Source organism: Mycobacterium barrassiae (genome assembly GCF_025822765.1).
Classification (GTDB): Bacteria; Actinomycetota; Actinomycetes; order Mycobacteriales; family Mycobacteriaceae; genus Mycobacterium; species Mycobacterium barrassiae.
This window is the reverse complement of sequence record NZ_JACKUK010000016.1, coordinates 586,403-602,737: the sequence shown is the minus strand read 5'-3', so window position 1 is coordinate 602,737 and position 16,335 is coordinate 586,403. Positions and strand designations below refer to the sequence as shown.

Annotated in this window: 16 protein-coding genes; 12 read left to right on the top strand and 4 right to left on the bottom strand. The window is 67.8% G+C overall.

Annotation, left to right across the window (positions count from 1 at the left end; all coding sequences use genetic code 11):
• Window positions 1–229: 229 nt before the first annotated feature.
• The 9 genes from H7J93_RS08785 to H7J93_RS08745 all read left to right on the top strand — a co-directional run bounded on the left by H7J93_RS08785 (window position 230) and on the right by H7J93_RS08745 (window position 9,063).
• Window positions 230–3,088 carry a HAMP domain-containing sensor histidine kinase gene (locus tag H7J93_RS08785; RefSeq protein WP_267305876.1) on the top strand — a complete coding sequence of 953 codons (2,859 nt, stop codon included), beginning with the start codon at window positions 230–232 and terminating at the stop codon, window positions 3,086–3,088.
• A gap of 14 nt (window positions 3,089–3,102) precedes the next feature.
• Complete coding sequence (locus H7J93_RS08780; protein ID WP_267305875.1) at window positions 3,103–3,522, top strand: roadblock/LC7 domain-containing protein; 420 nt, start codon at window positions 3,103–3,105, stop codon at window positions 3,520–3,522.
• Window positions 3,523–3,529: 7 nt separating this feature from the next.
• A complete protein-coding gene (locus H7J93_RS08775) occupies window positions 3,530–3,931 on the top strand; it encodes a DUF742 domain-containing protein (RefSeq protein WP_267305874.1) in 402 nt (133 codons plus the stop codon).
• Complete coding sequence (locus H7J93_RS08770; protein WP_267305873.1) at window positions 3,912–4,511, top strand: GTP-binding protein; 600 nt, start codon at window positions 3,912–3,914, stop codon at window positions 4,509–4,511. Before H7J93_RS08775 ends, H7J93_RS08770 begins: the two co-directional genes overlap by 20 nt.
• Window positions 4,512–4,514: 3 nt before the next feature.
• Window positions 4,515–5,078, top strand: a complete 564-nt coding sequence (locus H7J93_RS08765; RefSeq protein WP_267305872.1) for a pentapeptide repeat-containing protein — start codon at window positions 4,515–4,517, stop codon at window positions 5,076–5,078.
• A 27-nt stretch (window positions 5,079–5,105) separates the two neighbouring features.
• Window positions 5,106–5,933, top strand: coding sequence for a pyridoxamine 5'-phosphate oxidase family protein (locus H7J93_RS08760; RefSeq protein WP_267305871.1), 828 nt, complete (start codon window positions 5,106–5,108; stop codon window positions 5,931–5,933).
• A gap of 99 nt (window positions 5,934–6,032) precedes the next feature.
• Entirely contained in the window at window positions 6,033–6,515 is a 483-nt protein-coding gene (locus H7J93_RS08755) for an RrF2 family transcriptional regulator (protein ID WP_267305870.1), read from the top strand.
• Window positions 6,512–7,738, top strand: coding sequence for a globin domain-containing protein (locus H7J93_RS08750; protein WP_267305869.1), 1,227 nt, complete (start codon window positions 6,512–6,514; stop codon window positions 7,736–7,738). The genes H7J93_RS08755 and H7J93_RS08750 overlap by 4 nt, the downstream gene beginning before the upstream one ends.
• A 50-nt stretch (window positions 7,739–7,788) precedes the next feature.
• Window positions 7,789–9,063 carry an amidohydrolase family protein gene (locus tag H7J93_RS08745; protein ID WP_267305868.1) on the top strand — a complete coding sequence of 425 codons (1,275 nt, stop codon included), beginning with the start codon at window positions 7,789–7,791 and terminating at the stop codon, window positions 9,061–9,063.
• Here the strand turns inward: H7J93_RS08745 and H7J93_RS08740 are convergent.
• Together H7J93_RS08740 and H7J93_RS08735 are read right to left on the bottom strand one after the other, a co-directional pair.
• Window positions 9,035–9,871, bottom strand: coding sequence for a GNAT family N-acetyltransferase (locus H7J93_RS08740; RefSeq protein WP_267305867.1), 837 nt, complete (start codon window positions 9,869–9,871; stop codon window positions 9,035–9,037). The genes H7J93_RS08745 and H7J93_RS08740 overlap by 29 nt on opposite strands.
• Window positions 9,872–9,875: 4 nt before the next feature.
• The gene (locus H7J93_RS08735; protein ID WP_267305866.1) at window positions 9,876–12,527 is read right to left on the bottom strand and encodes an FHA domain-containing protein; all 2,652 of its coding nucleotides are present in this window, start codon (window positions 12,525–12,527) and stop codon (window positions 9,876–9,878) included.
• A 150-nt stretch (window positions 12,528–12,677) separates the two neighbouring features.
• Between H7J93_RS08735 and H7J93_RS08730 the strand changes: the two genes are divergently transcribed.
• A complete protein-coding gene (locus tag H7J93_RS08730) occupies window positions 12,678–13,139 on the top strand; it encodes a hypothetical protein (protein WP_267305865.1) in 462 nt (153 codons plus the stop codon).
• Here the strand turns inward: H7J93_RS08730 and H7J93_RS08725 are convergent.
• Complete coding sequence (locus tag H7J93_RS08725; protein WP_267305864.1) at window positions 13,136–14,332, bottom strand: NADH:flavin oxidoreductase; 1,197 nt, start codon at window positions 14,330–14,332, stop codon at window positions 13,136–13,138. The two genes, H7J93_RS08730 and H7J93_RS08725, sit on opposite strands and share 4 nt — an antisense overlap.
• A 39-nt stretch (window positions 14,333–14,371) precedes the next feature.
• On the opposite strand from H7J93_RS08725, the gene H7J93_RS08720 reads away from it, so the two are divergent.
• Both H7J93_RS08720 and H7J93_RS08715 read left to right on the top strand, forming a co-directional pair.
• Window positions 14,372–15,229: a bifunctional methylenetetrahydrofolate dehydrogenase/methenyltetrahydrofolate cyclohydrolase gene (locus tag H7J93_RS08720; protein ID WP_267305863.1), complete on the top strand. Its 858-nt coding sequence runs from the start codon at window positions 14,372–14,374 to the stop codon at window positions 15,227–15,229.
• Window positions 15,226–15,519, top strand: coding sequence for a DUF3017 domain-containing protein (locus H7J93_RS08715; RefSeq protein ID WP_267305862.1), 294 nt, complete (start codon window positions 15,226–15,228; stop codon window positions 15,517–15,519). The genes H7J93_RS08720 and H7J93_RS08715 overlap by 4 nt, the downstream gene beginning before the upstream one ends.
• On the opposite strand, the gene erm is transcribed toward H7J93_RS08715, so the two are convergent.
• Window positions 15,516–16,274, bottom strand: a complete 759-nt coding sequence (erm, locus tag H7J93_RS08710; protein WP_267305861.1) for a 23S ribosomal RNA methyltransferase Erm — start codon at window positions 16,272–16,274, stop codon at window positions 15,516–15,518. The two genes, H7J93_RS08715 and erm, sit on opposite strands and share 4 nt — an antisense overlap.
• Window positions 16,275–16,335 lie beyond the last annotated feature (61 nt).

Here is a 16,335-nt window from a genome sequence, read left to right as displayed (position 1 = left end):
AGCGATCCAAAACGTGTTTGCTCCGTTACCACAATGGGACGCGTTGCAGCTGCTGCGGGGGCTGTCTGGTTAGTAAGAATTGTGGAGTCGGTCGAGCAGGACTGGCATACTCGACCAATTGCCAGGCGCACAACGCAGCTTGCGGCTGCCGGCGAATGAGCAGGAAACGTATGAATCACTCTCCAAAAGTGAATTGTCGACACGTGACCGGAGATGCGGACACGCGCCGATGAGCGCCTTCTCGCAGCTCGACAGCACGCCTGACAGTTTCGAATCCAAAGCCGCGCCGCCACCCAAGCGGCCGAGCCGGTGGGCGGTGTCCAACTGGCCCGTCGGCTGGAAAGTCTTCGCCATCGTTCTGGTGCCACTTGTGCTGGCCGGGGCCTTCGGCGGTCTGCGCATCTACAGCAGCTTCACCGAGGCCACCGACTTGCGCCGCGCCGCCGACCGCACCGAGATGGTGCCGGCGATCGTGAACTATATGGCCGCCCTCGACGGTGCCATGCTGGCGAGCTCCACCGGAGGCGATCCGCAGGGCGCGCTCACCGAGTTCGATTCCAGCAAGCGGGAATTGCAGCGCCGGCTGTCCGACACCGACGTCGCGGCCGACGTCAGCAAGGGCGTCACGAGCATGATCTCCAGCGGTCAGGCGCTGATGGACAAGGTCGCGTCCAACAGCATCAGCCTGTTCGACCGCATCACCACCTACGCGCCGATCCTGCTGTCCGCAGAGGACGCCATCAACGGTTCGGTGCGGGTGGACGACGAGCGCATCACCGCCGAAACCCTCGGGCTGTCCCGCGCGGTCGGTGCCCGCGGCCAGATGATGATGCAGCAGCTCCTGGTGAATCTCGGCGCCGAACTGCCCGAGCCCGAACTGCGGACCAGGATGATCGCGCTCGCGGGCACGGAGCCCTCGACGTTGTTCGGGATGAGTCAGGTGCTCGGTGTCGGCTCGGCCGAGGCCCAGCAGCTACAAGGCGAGATGGTCAAGCGGTTGGCAATCATGTCGGACCCCGCCGCGGTGCTGGTGAACAACCCGGACCTGCGTGCCTCCGAAGCGGTCACCGACCGGATCGCCGGTCAGATCATCACCGACACCACCGAGTCGGTGACGACCACAGTGGCGGAGCGCGCTGCCGCGCAGCGTTCGACCGCGATTCGCGACGCGGCGATCGTCGGCGGCGCGATCCTACTGGCGCTCATCGTGGTGATTGTGGTGGCGATGTCGCTCGTGCGGCCGCTGCGACGGCTGCGTGACAGCGCATTGAAGGTCGCTCACGACGACCTTGCCCGCGAGATCGAGCAGGTGCGCGCGGGTGGCGACCCGGGGCCCGTTGCGCCGATTCCCGTGTACACGTCCGAGGAAGTGGGTCAGGTCGCGCACGCCGTCGACGAACTGCATGAGCAGGCGGTGCTGCTGGCCGGCGAGCAGTCGCGGCTACAGCTGCAGGTCGGCGACATGTTCGAGACGCTGTCGCGGCGCAGTCGCTCACTGGTCGACCAGCAGCTCTCGCTCATCGACCGCCTCGAGCGCAACGAGGAGGATCCCGAGCGGCTGGAGAGCCTGTTCCGCCTCGACCACCTCGCCGCTCGGATGCGCCGCAACGGCGCCAACCTGCTGGTGCTCGCGGGCGCGAAGGTTCCCCGCGAGCAGGCCGACCCGGTTCCGGTTTCGGCGGTCATCAATGCGGCGGCCTCCGAGGTCGAGGACTACGCGCGCGTGGTCACCGCGACGGTGCCCGACAGCGAGATCGCCGGCTCCGTCGCGGGCGACCTGGTCCACCTGCTGGCCGAGCTGCTCGACAACGCACTGCGCTACTCACCGCCGGGCGCACAGGTGCGGGTGTCTGCGGTGCACACCGGCAACGGCGGACTGGTCATCGAGGTCAGCGACATCGGACTCGGCATGACCGAATCGGATCTGCGCGTGGCCAACACGCGTCTGCAGTCCGGCGGCGAGGTTAACGCCTACACCGCGCGGCACATGGGTCTGTTCGTGGTCGGCCGATTGGCGGCGCAGCACGGCCTCGTAGTCAGGTTGCGCAGCACCATTGCGGGGGAGCCGAACTCGGGCACCACCGCGGGCGTCTACGTGCCCAAGGAGTTGCTCGGCGGAACGGATGCACCCCACCAATTCGGCGAACCCGCCTCGCCCGCCGACGCGCACGCAGGCATCGCGACCGCTCTGGCGCTCGACGAAGACCACGGCGATGCCTGGGGTGACTACAACTCCGCCGACGACTCCGCCGACGAATACGCCGATGAAGACTTCGAGGACCACAGCACCGCCGAGATTCCCGTCGCGTTGTTGCCCCAACGTCGCCCCGGTGCCAGCGGCATATCGGACATTCCCGTGTCCTTGGCGCCGCCTGCCACCCCGCAACAGGCCGATGTCGAAGACGACTGGCCGGAGGACGACTGGCCCGACGACTCCATGCCGGCCCAGACGATCGAGTTCCCGGCCGTCGAAGACGAACGGGGTGCGGCGCCGGCCGACCGGCCCACCGATACGTCGGGCTTCTTCGCGGCACGGCGGCAGGTGGCGGCCGAACCGCCCGCGCCGCCGGAACCTGAACCGCAACCTGCACCCCAGCGCCCCGCACCCGAACCTTCAGACACGGCCGGTTCAGACACGGCAGGTTCAGACGATGCCATCTACCAGCGGATGCTCTCCGAGTGGCTCGTCGACCCCACCGAACTGGCCAACAGTTCGGACCTCAACTGGGAGTCGGTGTGGGACAGCGGTTGGTCAGCGGCAGAGGCGGCCGCCAAGGCTCCGGTTCAGCAGCACACCGAAGAGGGCCTACCGGTCCGCGAGCCCGGCGCCCGGCTGGTGCCCGGTGCGGCTGAACCTGCAGGTAGCGGCGGCGAGCATCGCCGTAACGGCGGCGCTCACCGGAGCGCAGACGGCGACGACGAGGTAGCATCGGCGGCTGAGTTCGGCTCCGCAGAGCCGGACGCATCATCCGCAGGCGGGGCCCAACCGCGGCGCGACCCCGATGCCGTCCGCGCGAGTATCAGCAGCCATTTCGATGGTGTTCACGCGGGCCGCTCGCACGCGCGAGAGACACCGCGAGAGACATGAGGAATCGATAGCCAATGACCTACCCGCCACGTTCGACGCAGCGTGACTCGCTCGACTGGCTGGTCTCCAGGTTCGCCCGCGAGGTATCCGGCGTCACCCACGCGGTCCTCGTCTCCGCCGACGGGCTGTTGATGGCGTCCAGTGAGCACATCCCTGTCGAGCGTGCCGACCAACTGGCTGCGGTGGCCTCGGGTCTGGCCAGCCTGTCGACCGGCGCCGCGCAGCTGTTCGACGGCGGCTACGTCTTGCAGTCAGTCGTCGAGATGGAGAACGGGTATCTGCTGTTGATGCGGGTCGGCGACGGATCGAACCTGGCGACGCTTGCCTCGCGCAATTGCGACATCGGCCAAATCGGTTACGAGATGGCGATTCTGGTGGAACGGGTGGGCACCGTGGTGCAGTCCTCACGACGGCGTGCACCTCAGCACTCGTGAGCGGCCGATGGACCATCCGGAGGACAGGGCGAGCGGGAAACCGCTGTGGGAGCGTGACGTCTCGGACGAGCCTAGCCTGGTCCGGCCGTACACGCTGACCGCCGGTCGCACCGAACCGGAGATCCCGCTGCCGCTGGAGGCCCCGATCGGCAAGCCGGCCGCGGACAAACCGCCGCGGTGGCCGGGTAACGACGTGCGCGGCCAGATCCTCAGCATGAGTGCCGATCTCCCGTCCGTCGCCGAGATCGCCGCGGGTTTGGCCTTACCGCTCGGCGTGGCCCGGGTGCTGATCGGCGACCTCGTCACGCAGGGATATCTGCAGGTGCACACGACACTCGGCGATTCGGCGAGCAACGACGAACGTCGAGATCTCATAGGAAGGACCCTGCGTGGTCTCAAGGCACTCTGAGCGGCACGCCTCGACGCACCCTGCGGCGCGACGGGCCGCTGCCTCCACGAAGATCGTCATCTCCGGCGGGTTCGGCGCGGGGAAGACGACGTTCGTCGGCGCGGTCAGTGAGATCATGCCGCTGCGGACCGAGGCGTTGGTGACCAACGCGTCCGCCGGCGTCGACGGCCTGGAGGCGACGCCGTCGAAGACCACCACGACGGTGGCGATGGACTTCGGCCGCATCACCCTCGACGAGGACCTGGTGCTCTACCTGTTCGGCACGCCCGGCCAGCGCAGGTTCTGGTTCATGTGGGACGACCTGATCCGCGGCGCCATCGGCGCGATCATCCTGGTCGATGTCCGGCGCCTACAGGACAGCTTCGCGGCGGTCGACTTCTTCGAGGCGCGTCGTCTGCCCTTCCTCATCGCGATCAACGAATTCGAGGGAGCGCCAAGATATTCCGCACAGGCGGTGCGAACGGCGCTGGCGCTCGCCGATCACATCCCGGTGATGTCGATCGACGCCCGCGACCGCAACTCGGCACGCGCCGCACTGATCGAGGTCACCGAATACGCGCTCAGCATCCTCGCCGGCTGATCCGTGGGTAATGACGAAGAAGTCTGGACCGAAAGGGAATTCGTCAACCGCGACTTCCGCGACGAGGATCTCAGCCGGTTGCGCACCGAGCGCGTGGTGTTCGACGAGTGCGACTTCCGTGGCGTCGACCTCACCGAGTCCGAACACGTCGGGTCCGCCTTCCGAAACTGTCGTTTCGAGCGGGCCACCTTGCACCACAGCACCTTTCGACAGTGCAGCATGCTGGGATCGATATTCACCGAATCCCGGCTGCGGCCACTGAAGCTGGTGGAAGTCGACCTGACGCTCGCCGTTCTGGGCGGTTGCGACCTGAGGAGTGTCGACCTGTCCGGCTGTCGGTTGCGCGAAGCCAGCCTTGTCGAAGCCGACCTGCGCAAGGCAGTGCTGCGCGGCGCCGACCTGAGCGGTGTGCGACTGGAGAAGTCGCGACTCGACGAGGCCGACCTGCGCGGCGCGCGCACCGATGCGACGTTCTGGACCACCGCCACATTGCGGGGCGCGAAGATCGACGTCGATCAGGCGCTCGCCTACGCCGTTGCGCACGGACTCGACATATCGGGGGAATAACCGCCGTAGAGTCCCGTTTAGAGCAACATGACGGCGTTTCACGAGGGCGAGCTCGCGATTCAGGACCGCGCGGGCGTTCGCGCGCAGGCGGCCCGGCTCGGCGACGCCATGCTCGCCGCCCCGGATCTGGACGGCGGCATGGGCCGCTTCCTCGCCCACCGTGCCTTCGCCGTGCTCACCGCGCGCGATGCCGACGGTCGCCTGTGGACCTCGCCGCTGTTCTCGTCGCCGGGCTTCCTTGAGGCGCACGACCGCGAACTACGAGTTCATGCCGCGCCGGGGCCCGGCGATCCGTTGGAGGGCCTCGCTGCCGGCCAGCCCGTCGGCATGCTCGCCATCGAGTTCGCCACCCGCCGCAGGGTGCGGGTCAACGGCACGCTCACCGACAGCGACACCGGGCTCACCATCGCTGTCGACCAGGCATACGGCAACTGCCCCAAATACATTCATCCACGCCAAATCGACCGGGTGGGCAGCGCGGAGCAGCGCGTCGAACGTTCCGCAACGCTGCTTCCCGAACACCAGACGCTCATCGCGAACGCCGACACTTTCTTCCTCGGCACCATCCACCCGACCCGGGGCGCGGACGCCTCTCATCGCGGCGGCCCACCGGGATTCGTCCACGTCGACGGCGACAGACTGTGGTGGCCGGACTACCCGGGCAACAACATGTTCAACAGCTTCGGCAATCTTGCCGTCGACCCGAGCGCCGCGCTGCTGTTCATCGACTTCGACACCGGCGCGACACTGCACGTTTCGGGCGAGGCGACCGTCGAATGGGTGGCGCCCAGCGACATCGACGGCGGCACCGGGCGGCGCGTGAGCCTGGCGATCGAGTCGGTCGTCTCCCGCTGAAGCCGGTTACCGCTGATCAAAAAGCCGCACGTCACGGGGTGTTAAAGCCCACAGCCGGAAAATTCGCATCTGAGATACGGAATTACTACCGTCCGTAGTATGCAGCTAACCCGCTTCACTGATCTCGGCTTGCGCACCATGATGCTGCTGGCCGCGGGTGAAGCCGACGACCAGCGGGTCACCACCCGGTCGATCGCGATCGGCGCCAACGCCTCGGAAAACCACGTCGCCAAGGCGGTCGCCCGATTGGCCGATCTCGGCATGGTGCACGCGCGGCGCGGCCGCGTCGGCGGGCTGACACTCACCGACGCGGGCCGGCATGCCTCGGTCGGCTGGCTGGTGCGCAGCCTGGAGGGCGACCGGGAAGTCATCGAGTGCGACGGCTCCGATCCGTGCCCACTCGTGCCCGCATGCCGACTGCGCCGCGCCCTGTCGGAGGCCAAGGAAGCGTTCTACCGCGAACTCGACCGCTACACGATCAGCGACTTGACCAGGGACACAGGGCTACTCGTGATCTCTGGACCACCGTCTCGTGCCGGGCATCCGTCCGGACGCCAACCCAACGAAGGGATTGTCCAATGACCGCCATCGCCGCTGCCCCCGTCGAACTCGACGCCCAACACGCGGAGATCGTGTCCGCGACGCTGCCGGCGATCGGCGCGCACATCGACGAGATCACCGCCGAGTTCTATCGGCGGATGTTCGAAAGCCGCCCGGAGTTGATCCGCAACCTGTTCAACCGCGGCAACCAGGCCCAGGGGGCGCAGCAGCGTGCGCTGGCGGCATCGATCGCCACCTTCGCCGCCCATCTCGTCGACCCCGCACTGCCGCATCCGACCGAATTGCTGTCCCGGATCGGGCACAAGCATGCGTCGCTGGGCGTCACCGCCGACCAGTACCCGATCGTCCACGAGCACCTGTTTGCCGCGATCGTCGCGGTGCTCGGCGCCGACACCGTCACCGATGAGGTGGCCGGCGCATGGGACCGGGTGTACTGGATCATGGCGCAGACGCTGATCGACATGGAGCACGATCTCTATGCGGCCGCCGGTGTCGCCGACGGCGACGTCTACCGCCGCGCGCGCGTCGTCGCCCGCGTCGACGATCCGTCGGGCGCGGTGCTGCTGACCGTCCGCCCCACCTCCGGATCGTTCCCGAATTTCGCTCCGGGACAGTATGTTTCGGTGGGCGTCACGATGCCCGACGGAGCGCGCCAGCTGCGCCAGTACAGCCTCGTGAACGCGCCCGGCAGCGAGGAGATCACGTTCGCGGTCAAGCCGGTCGCCGCAACGGACCGCCAACCGGCAGGTGAGGTGTCCTCGTGGATCACCACGAATGTGTGCGTGGGCGACATCCTGGATGTCACCGTGCCGTTCGGCGACCTGCCCGCGCCTGCCGGCGACGAGCCGCTGGTCCTGATCTCCGCGGGTATCGGAGTCACGCCGATGATCGGCATCCTGGAGTACCTCGTCGTCGAGGTCCCGGACACCACGGTGCACGTGATGCATGCCGACCGCAGCGACCAGAGTCACCCGCTGCGCGAACGGCAGCGCGAACTGCTGGACGCACTGCCCAACGCGAGCCTCGACATCTGGTATGAGGACGGCGTCACCGGCGGCCAGGCCGACGTGCATCCCGGGCTGCTCAACCTGAGTGGCATCGAACTGCCGGATGCCGCGCAGGTCTACCTGTGCGGGAACAACGGCTTCGTGCAGGCGGTACGCACGCAGCTGGTCGCGGCCGGGATTCCGACCGCCCAGGTGCACTGCGAGCTGTTCTCTCCCAACGACTGGCTGCTGTCGTGAACTCGCGCAAAGTGCCGTAATCCGGCGCGGTCGAAGTGGAGTATGGAGGTATGGCAGCCACCTGGGACACGATCGATCGATACGTGGTCATCTCGACCGACACGCACGCAGGCGCGGACCTCTACGACTACAAGGCGTACCTGCCGAAGCGGCTACACGACGATTTCGACGCGTGGGCGAAGACCTATGTCAGCCCGTTCGACGACCTGATCATCGCCACCGCGAAGCGCAACTGGGATTCCGACCTCCGGATGTCGGAGATGGACGCCGACGGGGTGGCGGCCGAGGTGCTGCTGCCGAACACGGTGCCGCCGTTCTTCCCGACGTCTCCCAACATCACGATCAGCCTGCCGCGCACGCGGGAGGAGTTCGAACATCGGTGGGCGGGAGTGCAGGCGCACAACCGGTGGCAGGTCGACTTCTGCGCACTGGCACCTGAGCGCCGTCGCGGCCTGATCCAGATCTTCCCCAACGACATCGACCAGGCGCTCGATGAGATCCGCTGGGGTGCAGAGCAGAAGTGTTTCGGCGGCGTACTGCTGCCCGCCGTCTCGCCTGGGGACCCGAACGTCGCCCCGCTCTTTCACACCCGCTACGAACCGATCTGGGCGGCGTGCGCGGAACTCGACCTGACGCTGGTCCAGCACGCCGGCGCGGGCAGTCCCGCCATGCCGATGGATCAGCCGGCATCCAACGCCGTCCTCGTGACCGAGATGGCGATCTGGGCACAGCGAACGGTCAACCACCTCATCCTCGCGGGGGTGTTCGAGCGCTACCCGACGCTGCGCTTCGTGCCGACCGAGCAGGGCACCATGTGGCTTCAGGACCAGATGATGCTGCTCGACGTCATGGTGCCGAGCATGAAATCCGAAGCGGGCAACCGGACTTACGGCATGTTCGGCGGTTCGTCGATCGACGCGCTCACCATGGCGCCGAGCGAGTACGCCAAGCACAACTGCTATCTGGCCTCCGAGCTCACGCCGTACGAGAAGTCGATGATCGACTACATGGGCGCCGACCACATGATGTGGGGCAGCGACTATCCCCACGAGGAGGGCTTCACGCCGCATTCGAAACTGGCGATCCGGTGGGCGCTGCACGGCCAGTCCGAGGAGAACTGCCGAAAGATCCTCGGCGGCAACGCGGCCCGTCTCTACCGCTTCGATCTCGAGGCGCTGACACCCGTGGCCGCCAAGATCGGCCCGACGGTCGAGGAGGTCAACACACCGCTGGGCGACACGGGCTATGTCTCGCCACCGGCGTTCGGCTACCGGCCGTTCGAGGGCGGGCTCGCGCTCAAACGGCTTGCGCCGGCGCGGGTTTGACCAGGATCGCGCGGGTATAAAACAATTCGAATCCGCGCCGCTGCACGTTCTCCTGCGATTTCGACCCCGGTGCGGTGGTGACGACGGCGATGTCGCAGCCCGCCGCTACGGCGTCGACGAGCCGGGCCGCGAGTATCGCCGTCTGAATGCCGTGCCTTCGATGCGCGGGCGACGTGGCGGCACCGGTGAGCTGGGCGATGCCGTCGGCCATGCGCACACTCGCCGCCCCCGCGATCACGCCGTCGTGCAGCGCGACGTACCGGGTCGCGCCCGCGGCGGCCATATCGCGTGTCGCAGAGGCGATCACATCGCGCGGGAAGTCCTCGTGCGGCGCGACGCCCTGGGTGTCGGGGTTGGCGAATCCGTCGACCACTACGTCCAGCCACGTCTCGAACTCGTCATCGTCGCAGCGCCGAATCTCGACCCCCGGCGGCGAGATCCGCTCCACCGCGTCATCCACGCTGCGGCCGAGCACGTTCTCGAAGCCGACGAGCCGATACCCGCGGTCCGTCAGCATCGCGCCGAGCTCGGGATCGCCGAGATGCGACAACTCGACCTGGGTATCGCTGCCCACCGCTGAGTAGGTCCGTTCGACCTCGATCATCGCGGATTCGTCGGGTACGCCGTCGAAGCCGAGCCCGACGACCTTGTTGAACGGTGAGTTCTCGCCGGCGAAGCACGCCGCGCCACCCGCAACCGGGATCACGAAGCCCGCGATGCCGCGGTCATCGGCGGCCTTGGTGCCCGCGGTGATGAGACCGGCTTCCGCGCGCTCGATGCGCTCGGCCAACGCCGTGCTGCAGAACATCGGGTCAGTTGGCGGCGGCCAACCGGATCTTCCACCGCACGAAGCTGGTGTAGCCGATGCAGATCACGAGCAGCATCGCCATGTCGAAAAGCCACGCACCAGTGGTGTGATGCCAGTGCGAGTCGTTCGGCGATAGCGGACTCGGCACGAGTCTGGTGAGGTCGATCGTTGACGCCGACGAGGCGAAGCCCCATCGGGCGGGCGTCAACCAGGCCAGCTGGTCCAGCACGATCCGGTCGGTCACCGGGATCATGCCGCCGGAGAACACCAGCTGCGACATGATCGCCACCACGAGCAACGGCATGATCTGTTCCTGCGACCGGGCCAGCGCCGAGAGTGCAAGCCCGACCATGCCGGCGGCGATGGTGGTCGCCGCGATGTCGATGAACAACTCGAGGCTGCGGTTGGGAATCACCACACCCGATTCGGTGGCGCCCGGTCCCCAGCCCTTACCCCACACGGCGATCGACGTCACGATGGCCGACTGGATGACCGCGAACACCGTGAAGACGGCGATCTTCGCGAGCATGTACGCGGTGGTCGACAGGCCGACGGCCTGCTCACGCAGGAAGATCGCCCGTTCGCCGATCAGCGCCCGGATGGTCAACGCGGTGCCCATGAAGATGGCGCCGACGTTGAGCATCACCAGGATCTGGCCGGGCTCGTTCGGTGCCGGGCCGCCCTTGATGGCGGGGATCGGCACACCGAAGCCGACGTCACCGGGCACCGACAGCGACAGCACACCCATGATGAACGGCAGGAACATCAGGAAGATGAAGTAGCCGCGGTCCGACACGATGAGCCGGACCTGACGCCGCGCGATCGTCGAGAACTGTCTGCGCAGACTCGTCTTCGTCGGCTCGCCGAGGTCGGACGGTTTCTCTGACGGTGGCGGTGGCGGCGGCGGCCCGTGCTGAGCGAGGTAGCGCGCTTTGGCCCCATCCGGGTCGCCTGCGACCGTGCTGAAGATGTCGGCCCAGTTGGTGGTGCCCATCGACGGACCGATCTCGCTCGGCGGCCCGTAGAACGCGGTCTTACCGCCGGGCGCCAGCAGCAGGACCTGATCGCAGACGTCGAGGTAGGTCAACGAGTGCGTCACCACCAGGACGACGCGGCCGGCGTCGGCCAGCTGGCGCAGCATCGTCATGACCTGCCGGTCCAGCGCCGGGTCCAGGCCGGAGGTGGGCTCGTCGAGGATCAGCAGCGACGGACCGGTCAGCAGCTCGAGGGCGACCGAGGCGCGCTTGCGCTGGCCGCCGGAGAGCTTGTCGACACGGGTCTCGAGGTGCTTGGTCATCTCGAGTTCCTCGAGGACCTGCATGACCACCTGCTCGCGGTCGGCCTTCGTGGTGTCCGGCGGCAGCCGGAGCTCCGCGGCGTACATCAACGCCTGCCGGACGGTCAGCTGACCGTGCACCACGTCGTCCTGCGGGACCATGCCGATCCTGGAGCGCAGCGAGGCGTACTCGGCGTGGATGTTGTGGCCCTCGAAGGTCACCGTGCCGGTCGTCGGATGGGTGTAGCCGGCGACCAACTTCGCGAACGTCGACTTGCCCGCACCGGACGGACCGATGACGGCGGTCAGCGTGCCAGGGCGCGCCGCGATCGAGATGCTGTCCAGCAGCGTCTTGTTGCCCTCGATCGTCCAGGTGACCGAGTGCACTTCGAGGCCACCGGTCTGGGTGGCCGCGGCGGTCTCGGTGCGGCGGGTCAGGGTGCCGCCCGTGAACACCAGGTCGATGTTGCCGATCGTGACGGTGTCGCCCTCGTGCAGAACCGCCGAGTCGACGCGCGCACCGTTGACGAATGTGCCGTTGATGCTGCGGTTGTCGCGGATCTCGGTTCCGCCCGCGACGGGCACCAGGGTCGCGTGATGCCGCGATGCAAGCACATCGGGGACGACGATGTCGTTGTCGGTCGCGCGGCCGATCTTGATGGCGCCCGGGACGCCCGCGGCGGCGGGCTTACCCGGCCGCAGGATCTTCAGCATGCTCGTTGCGAGGTTGCCCTCGGGCGTACGCGGGGCGGCCGTCGGGCCCAGCGCCGTGACCGACTCGAGCGCCGGCTGGGACATCGGCTGCGAAACCTGAGGCGGCCGCACCGGGGCGGACGGGTTCGACGAATACCCGGGCGCGCCGCTGTACGCGGCCGGTTGCGGCGCCGAGGGATAGCGCGGCTGTGGTCCGGAGGGGTAGGCCGGCGGGCGCGGGCCGGTCGGCGGCACTGCTTGCGGCCGGGAGATCTGGGGCTGTGGCGGCCCCTGGGTGGTGGGGTACGACGTGTCCGCCCCCGCACGATGGGTGCTGATGGGCACCGACTGGGTCGGCGTCCGGCCGACGACGCCCTGGTGGCGCCCGACCTCGAAACTCAGTTGCGGACCGTCGGGATTGCCGATGTTGATGCGCTGACCGTCTTGCAGATCGACGGAGGGGACCCGCCGGTTGTTGACGTACATCCCGTTGAGGCTGCCGTTGTCGATGGCGACCCACCGGCCCTGATCGAACCGCAGCACCAGGTGTGCGCGGGAGATCAGGGGATGTGCGATGCGGATGTCGGCGCGGAGGTCGCGACCGACGACTACGTCGTTCCCCGGCGCGAAGGTTCGGGTCGATCCGTCGTAGCGAACGGTCAGCGCGGGCGGGGCTGGTCGGCTCATCGCGACCAACTCTATCGGTAGGACCCCAATCGCGGCGTACGTCTCGGTGGTTGCCCGTTCGGCCGGCGCGGGCTGACACCGCACCCCGGCGCAAGAAGACAAATATTTGCCGGTCCGTTCGGCGAGTCGTGCGGTGTCGCAGCCGCGTTCGTGGTGTCGTTGATCATGGTGTCTTTGGCGCCTGCAGGCCTGGTGGCGAGTGCCGCGGTGACCGTGGGTCTGGCGGTGACGATCACGTCGCCGGTGGCCGCCGCAGAACCGACGTATCCCACTGATGATCGGGGCTTCATCGGCACCCAGATCCGCTGCGATGCGCCACAGACGGCGGTGGCGTTCAGTCGTACAGAGCAGTCGATCGTGGCGATCTGCGTGGACGAAGCCGGGCATTACGAGTACCGCGGCGCGCGGCTGGCCGATCCGGAAGCGGTGCTCACCGTGGTCGCCGAGCCCACTGTGCCCGGCGAGTTCTTCGCCCAGAAGGACGGCGCCACCTACACCGTGAGCAGCAAGGCGCTGGTCATCAAGACCGACGAGTGGATGCGCACCGAGCCCGTTGTGCAGTTCGGGGCCCAGCCGCTGCTGCCCATCGAGATGCCGACCCCGCCCACCTAACCGGGCGAGCCCGTCACGACGCAGTGCGTGTGGCTGTAGATCGTGGCCATGCACTTGTTGCAGTGGTTGCAGACCGATCGGATCGAGTGTGCGTCACCGTCATCCTTGATGCGGTTGATCAGATCGGGCTCGGCGAGCAGCGCGCGCCCCATCGCGACGAAGTCGAAACCCTCGGCCATCGCCAGGTCCATCGTTTCGCGACTCGTGATGCCGCCCAACAGAATCAGCGGCATCTTGAGTTCGGCGCGGAACAGCTTCGCGTCGCGGAGCAGATACGCCTCCCGGTACGGGTATTCGCGGAGGAACTTCTTGCCGGTCATCCGGATACCCCACCGCAACGGCGGTTTGAAGGCGCCCGCGAACTCCTTGATCGGCGCGTCGCCGCGGAACAGGTACATCGGGTTGACCAGCGAGCTGCCCGCGGTGAGTTCGATGGCGTCCAGACCGCCGTCTTCCTCGAGCCACTTCGCGGTCTGCAACGACTCCTCGACCGTGATGCCGCCGCGCACGCCGTCGGCCATGGTCAGCTTCGCGGTGATGGCAATCGGGTTGCCCTCCTTCTCCACCGCGCGCCGCACCGCCATCACCATGCCGCGCGCCACCTTGGCGCGGTTCTCGAGTGATCCGCCGAACTCGTCGGTTCGCCGGTTGATCAGTGGGCTGAGGAACGAGCTCGCAAAGTAGTTGTGCCCCAAGTGAATCTCGACGGCGTCGAAGCCGGCCTCGATCGCGAGGCGGGCGGCGTTCGCGTGCGCGCCGATGATGTTGTTGATGTCATCCCGCGACGCCTTCCTGGCGAAGCGCATCGACATCGGGTTGAAGAATCGCACCGGGGCGTACGCCGTCGCCTTGGTCGAGCGCGCGTTGGCCACCGGGCCGGCATGGCCGATCTGGGCGCTGATCGCCGCACCCTCGGCGTGGATGGCCTCCGTCAGCTTCCTCATACCTGGCATGGCCTCGGGACGCCACCAGATCGCGTTGCCCTCGGTCCGGCCGCCCTGCGTCACCGCCAGGTAGGCGACGGTCGTCATCCCGACACCGCCCGCGGCGGGCAGGCGGTGGTAGGTGATCAGGTCATCCGTGACGAGCGCGTTCGGCGATGACGCCTCGAACGTCGCGGCCTTGATGATGCGGTTCCGCAGCGTCACCGGGCCGAGTTTGGCCGGGGTGAACACATTGGGCTGTGTGTTCATATCGGGGAGCCTGCCATATGACATGACAGACTGGCTGCCGTGGGTGCGATCACTTTGGACGGTAAGGCCACGCGCGACGAGATCTTCGTCGACCTCAAGGAGCGGGTCGCGGCACTGACCGCCGCCGGCCACACGCCGGGACTGGGAACGGTGCTGGTCGGCGACGATCCCGGGTCACACGCGTATGTGCGGGGCAAGCACGCCGACTGCGCGAAGGTGGGCATCAACTCGATCCGACGCGACCTGCCCGCCGACATCAGCCAGGCCAAGCTCGACGAAACCATCGACGAGCTCAACGCCAACCCCGAGTGCACCGGCTACATCGTGCAGCTGCCCCTGCCCAAGCACCTCAACGAGAACGCGGCGCTGGAACGGGTCGATCCCGGCAAGGACGCCGATGGGCTGCACCCGACGAATCTGGGCCGGCTGGTGCTCAACGAGCCCGCGCCGCTGCCGTGCACGCCGCGCGGCATCGTGCACCTGCTGCGCCGCTACGAGGTCGAGATTGCCGGCGCCGAGGTCGTCGTCATCGGTCGTGGCGTGACCGTCGGTCGGCCGCTCGGGCTGTTGCTCACCCGTCGCTCCGAGAATGCCACAGTCACGTTGTGCCACACTGCAACTCGGCATCTGCCGCAGCACACCCGCGAGGCGGACATCATCATCGCCGCCGCGGGCGTGCCTCACATGGTGACCGCCGAGATGGTTCGTCCCGGGGCCGCCGTCATCGACGTCGGCGTGAGCCGCGACGAGAACGGCAAGCTGGTCGGCGACGTCCACCCCGACGTGTGGGACGTCGCGGGCCACGTCTCGCCCAATCCCGGTGGGGTCGGACCGCTCACCCGCGCGTTCCTGCTCACCAACGTCGTCGAGCGGGCAGAGGCGCTGGCAGCCACGTGACACTGCGGGAGTTCGCGCGCAAGGTCTTCGGCGGGCAGTGGCCGATCCTGCTGCCCGGCGTGATCCTGATCGTGGCGTTCGCCCTGGTGATCGCCGGGTACTGGCGCCGCGGGGCGCTGGTGCTGGCGATCGGGGTGGCCGTCGCCTCGGTGCTCCGGCTCACCCTGCCCCAGGACCGGGCCGGGTTGCTCGCGGTACGCAGCCGCGCCATCGACGTCGCAACCACCGCCAGCGTCAGCGCGACGATCCTGTACATCGCCTGGACGATCGACCCGCTGGGGACGAGTTAGTCCGCGACCGCGAACAGTGCCGCCCACTGCGTCGCGCTCAGGTCGCGGGGCAGGGCCTTGGCGGGGATGCCGTTGTCCACCAGCCACAGGCGAGTCACGGCGGCTGGCATCTGTCGCGACGCAATCTCGGCGATGCCGCGCCCGCGACCGGTGAACATCGCGTGCACCAGCGCCTGATATCGACGACGGTCGCGTGCATCGACCAACGGCTCGGTGCGCCGCCGGATCGTCATCAGACCGGCGTCGACGCTGGGGCGGGGTTGGAACGCGGAGGCGGAAACCTTACGCACCAAACCGAATTCGAACCACGGCCACCACTGCGCGGTCATCATCGTCGCACCGCCGACGCCGGCCCGTCGCCGCGCGACCTCCCACTGAACCAGTAGCACCGCGTCGGTCCAGCCCGGCGCATGCAGGATCCGCCGGAGGATGGCCGTCGTCAGGTGAAACGGCAGGTTCCCGACGATGGTGTGCGGTGAGCGGGGCAGGTGGTAACGCAGGAAGTCCGCGTGCACGATGCGGGTGCGCGCGGTGGTGCGGCGAGCGAGCCGAGCCGCTCGGCGTCCGTCCACTTCGACGGCGGTCAGCGGACGGTTCAATCGCTGCAGGGGCAGCGTCAGCGCGCCGTCGCCCGCGCCCACTTCGACGATGGGTCCGTCGGTGGCCGCGACGATCTCGACGATGTCGGCGATGGCGCGGCGATCGCGCAGGAAGTTCTGGCCGGCCTCGTGCCGGCCGCGATGAGGGGAGGACACTACAACTCCGCGGTAGCAGGGGATAAGTCGCTGCGGCGGCGGAAGTGTCGAGCGTGAAGTC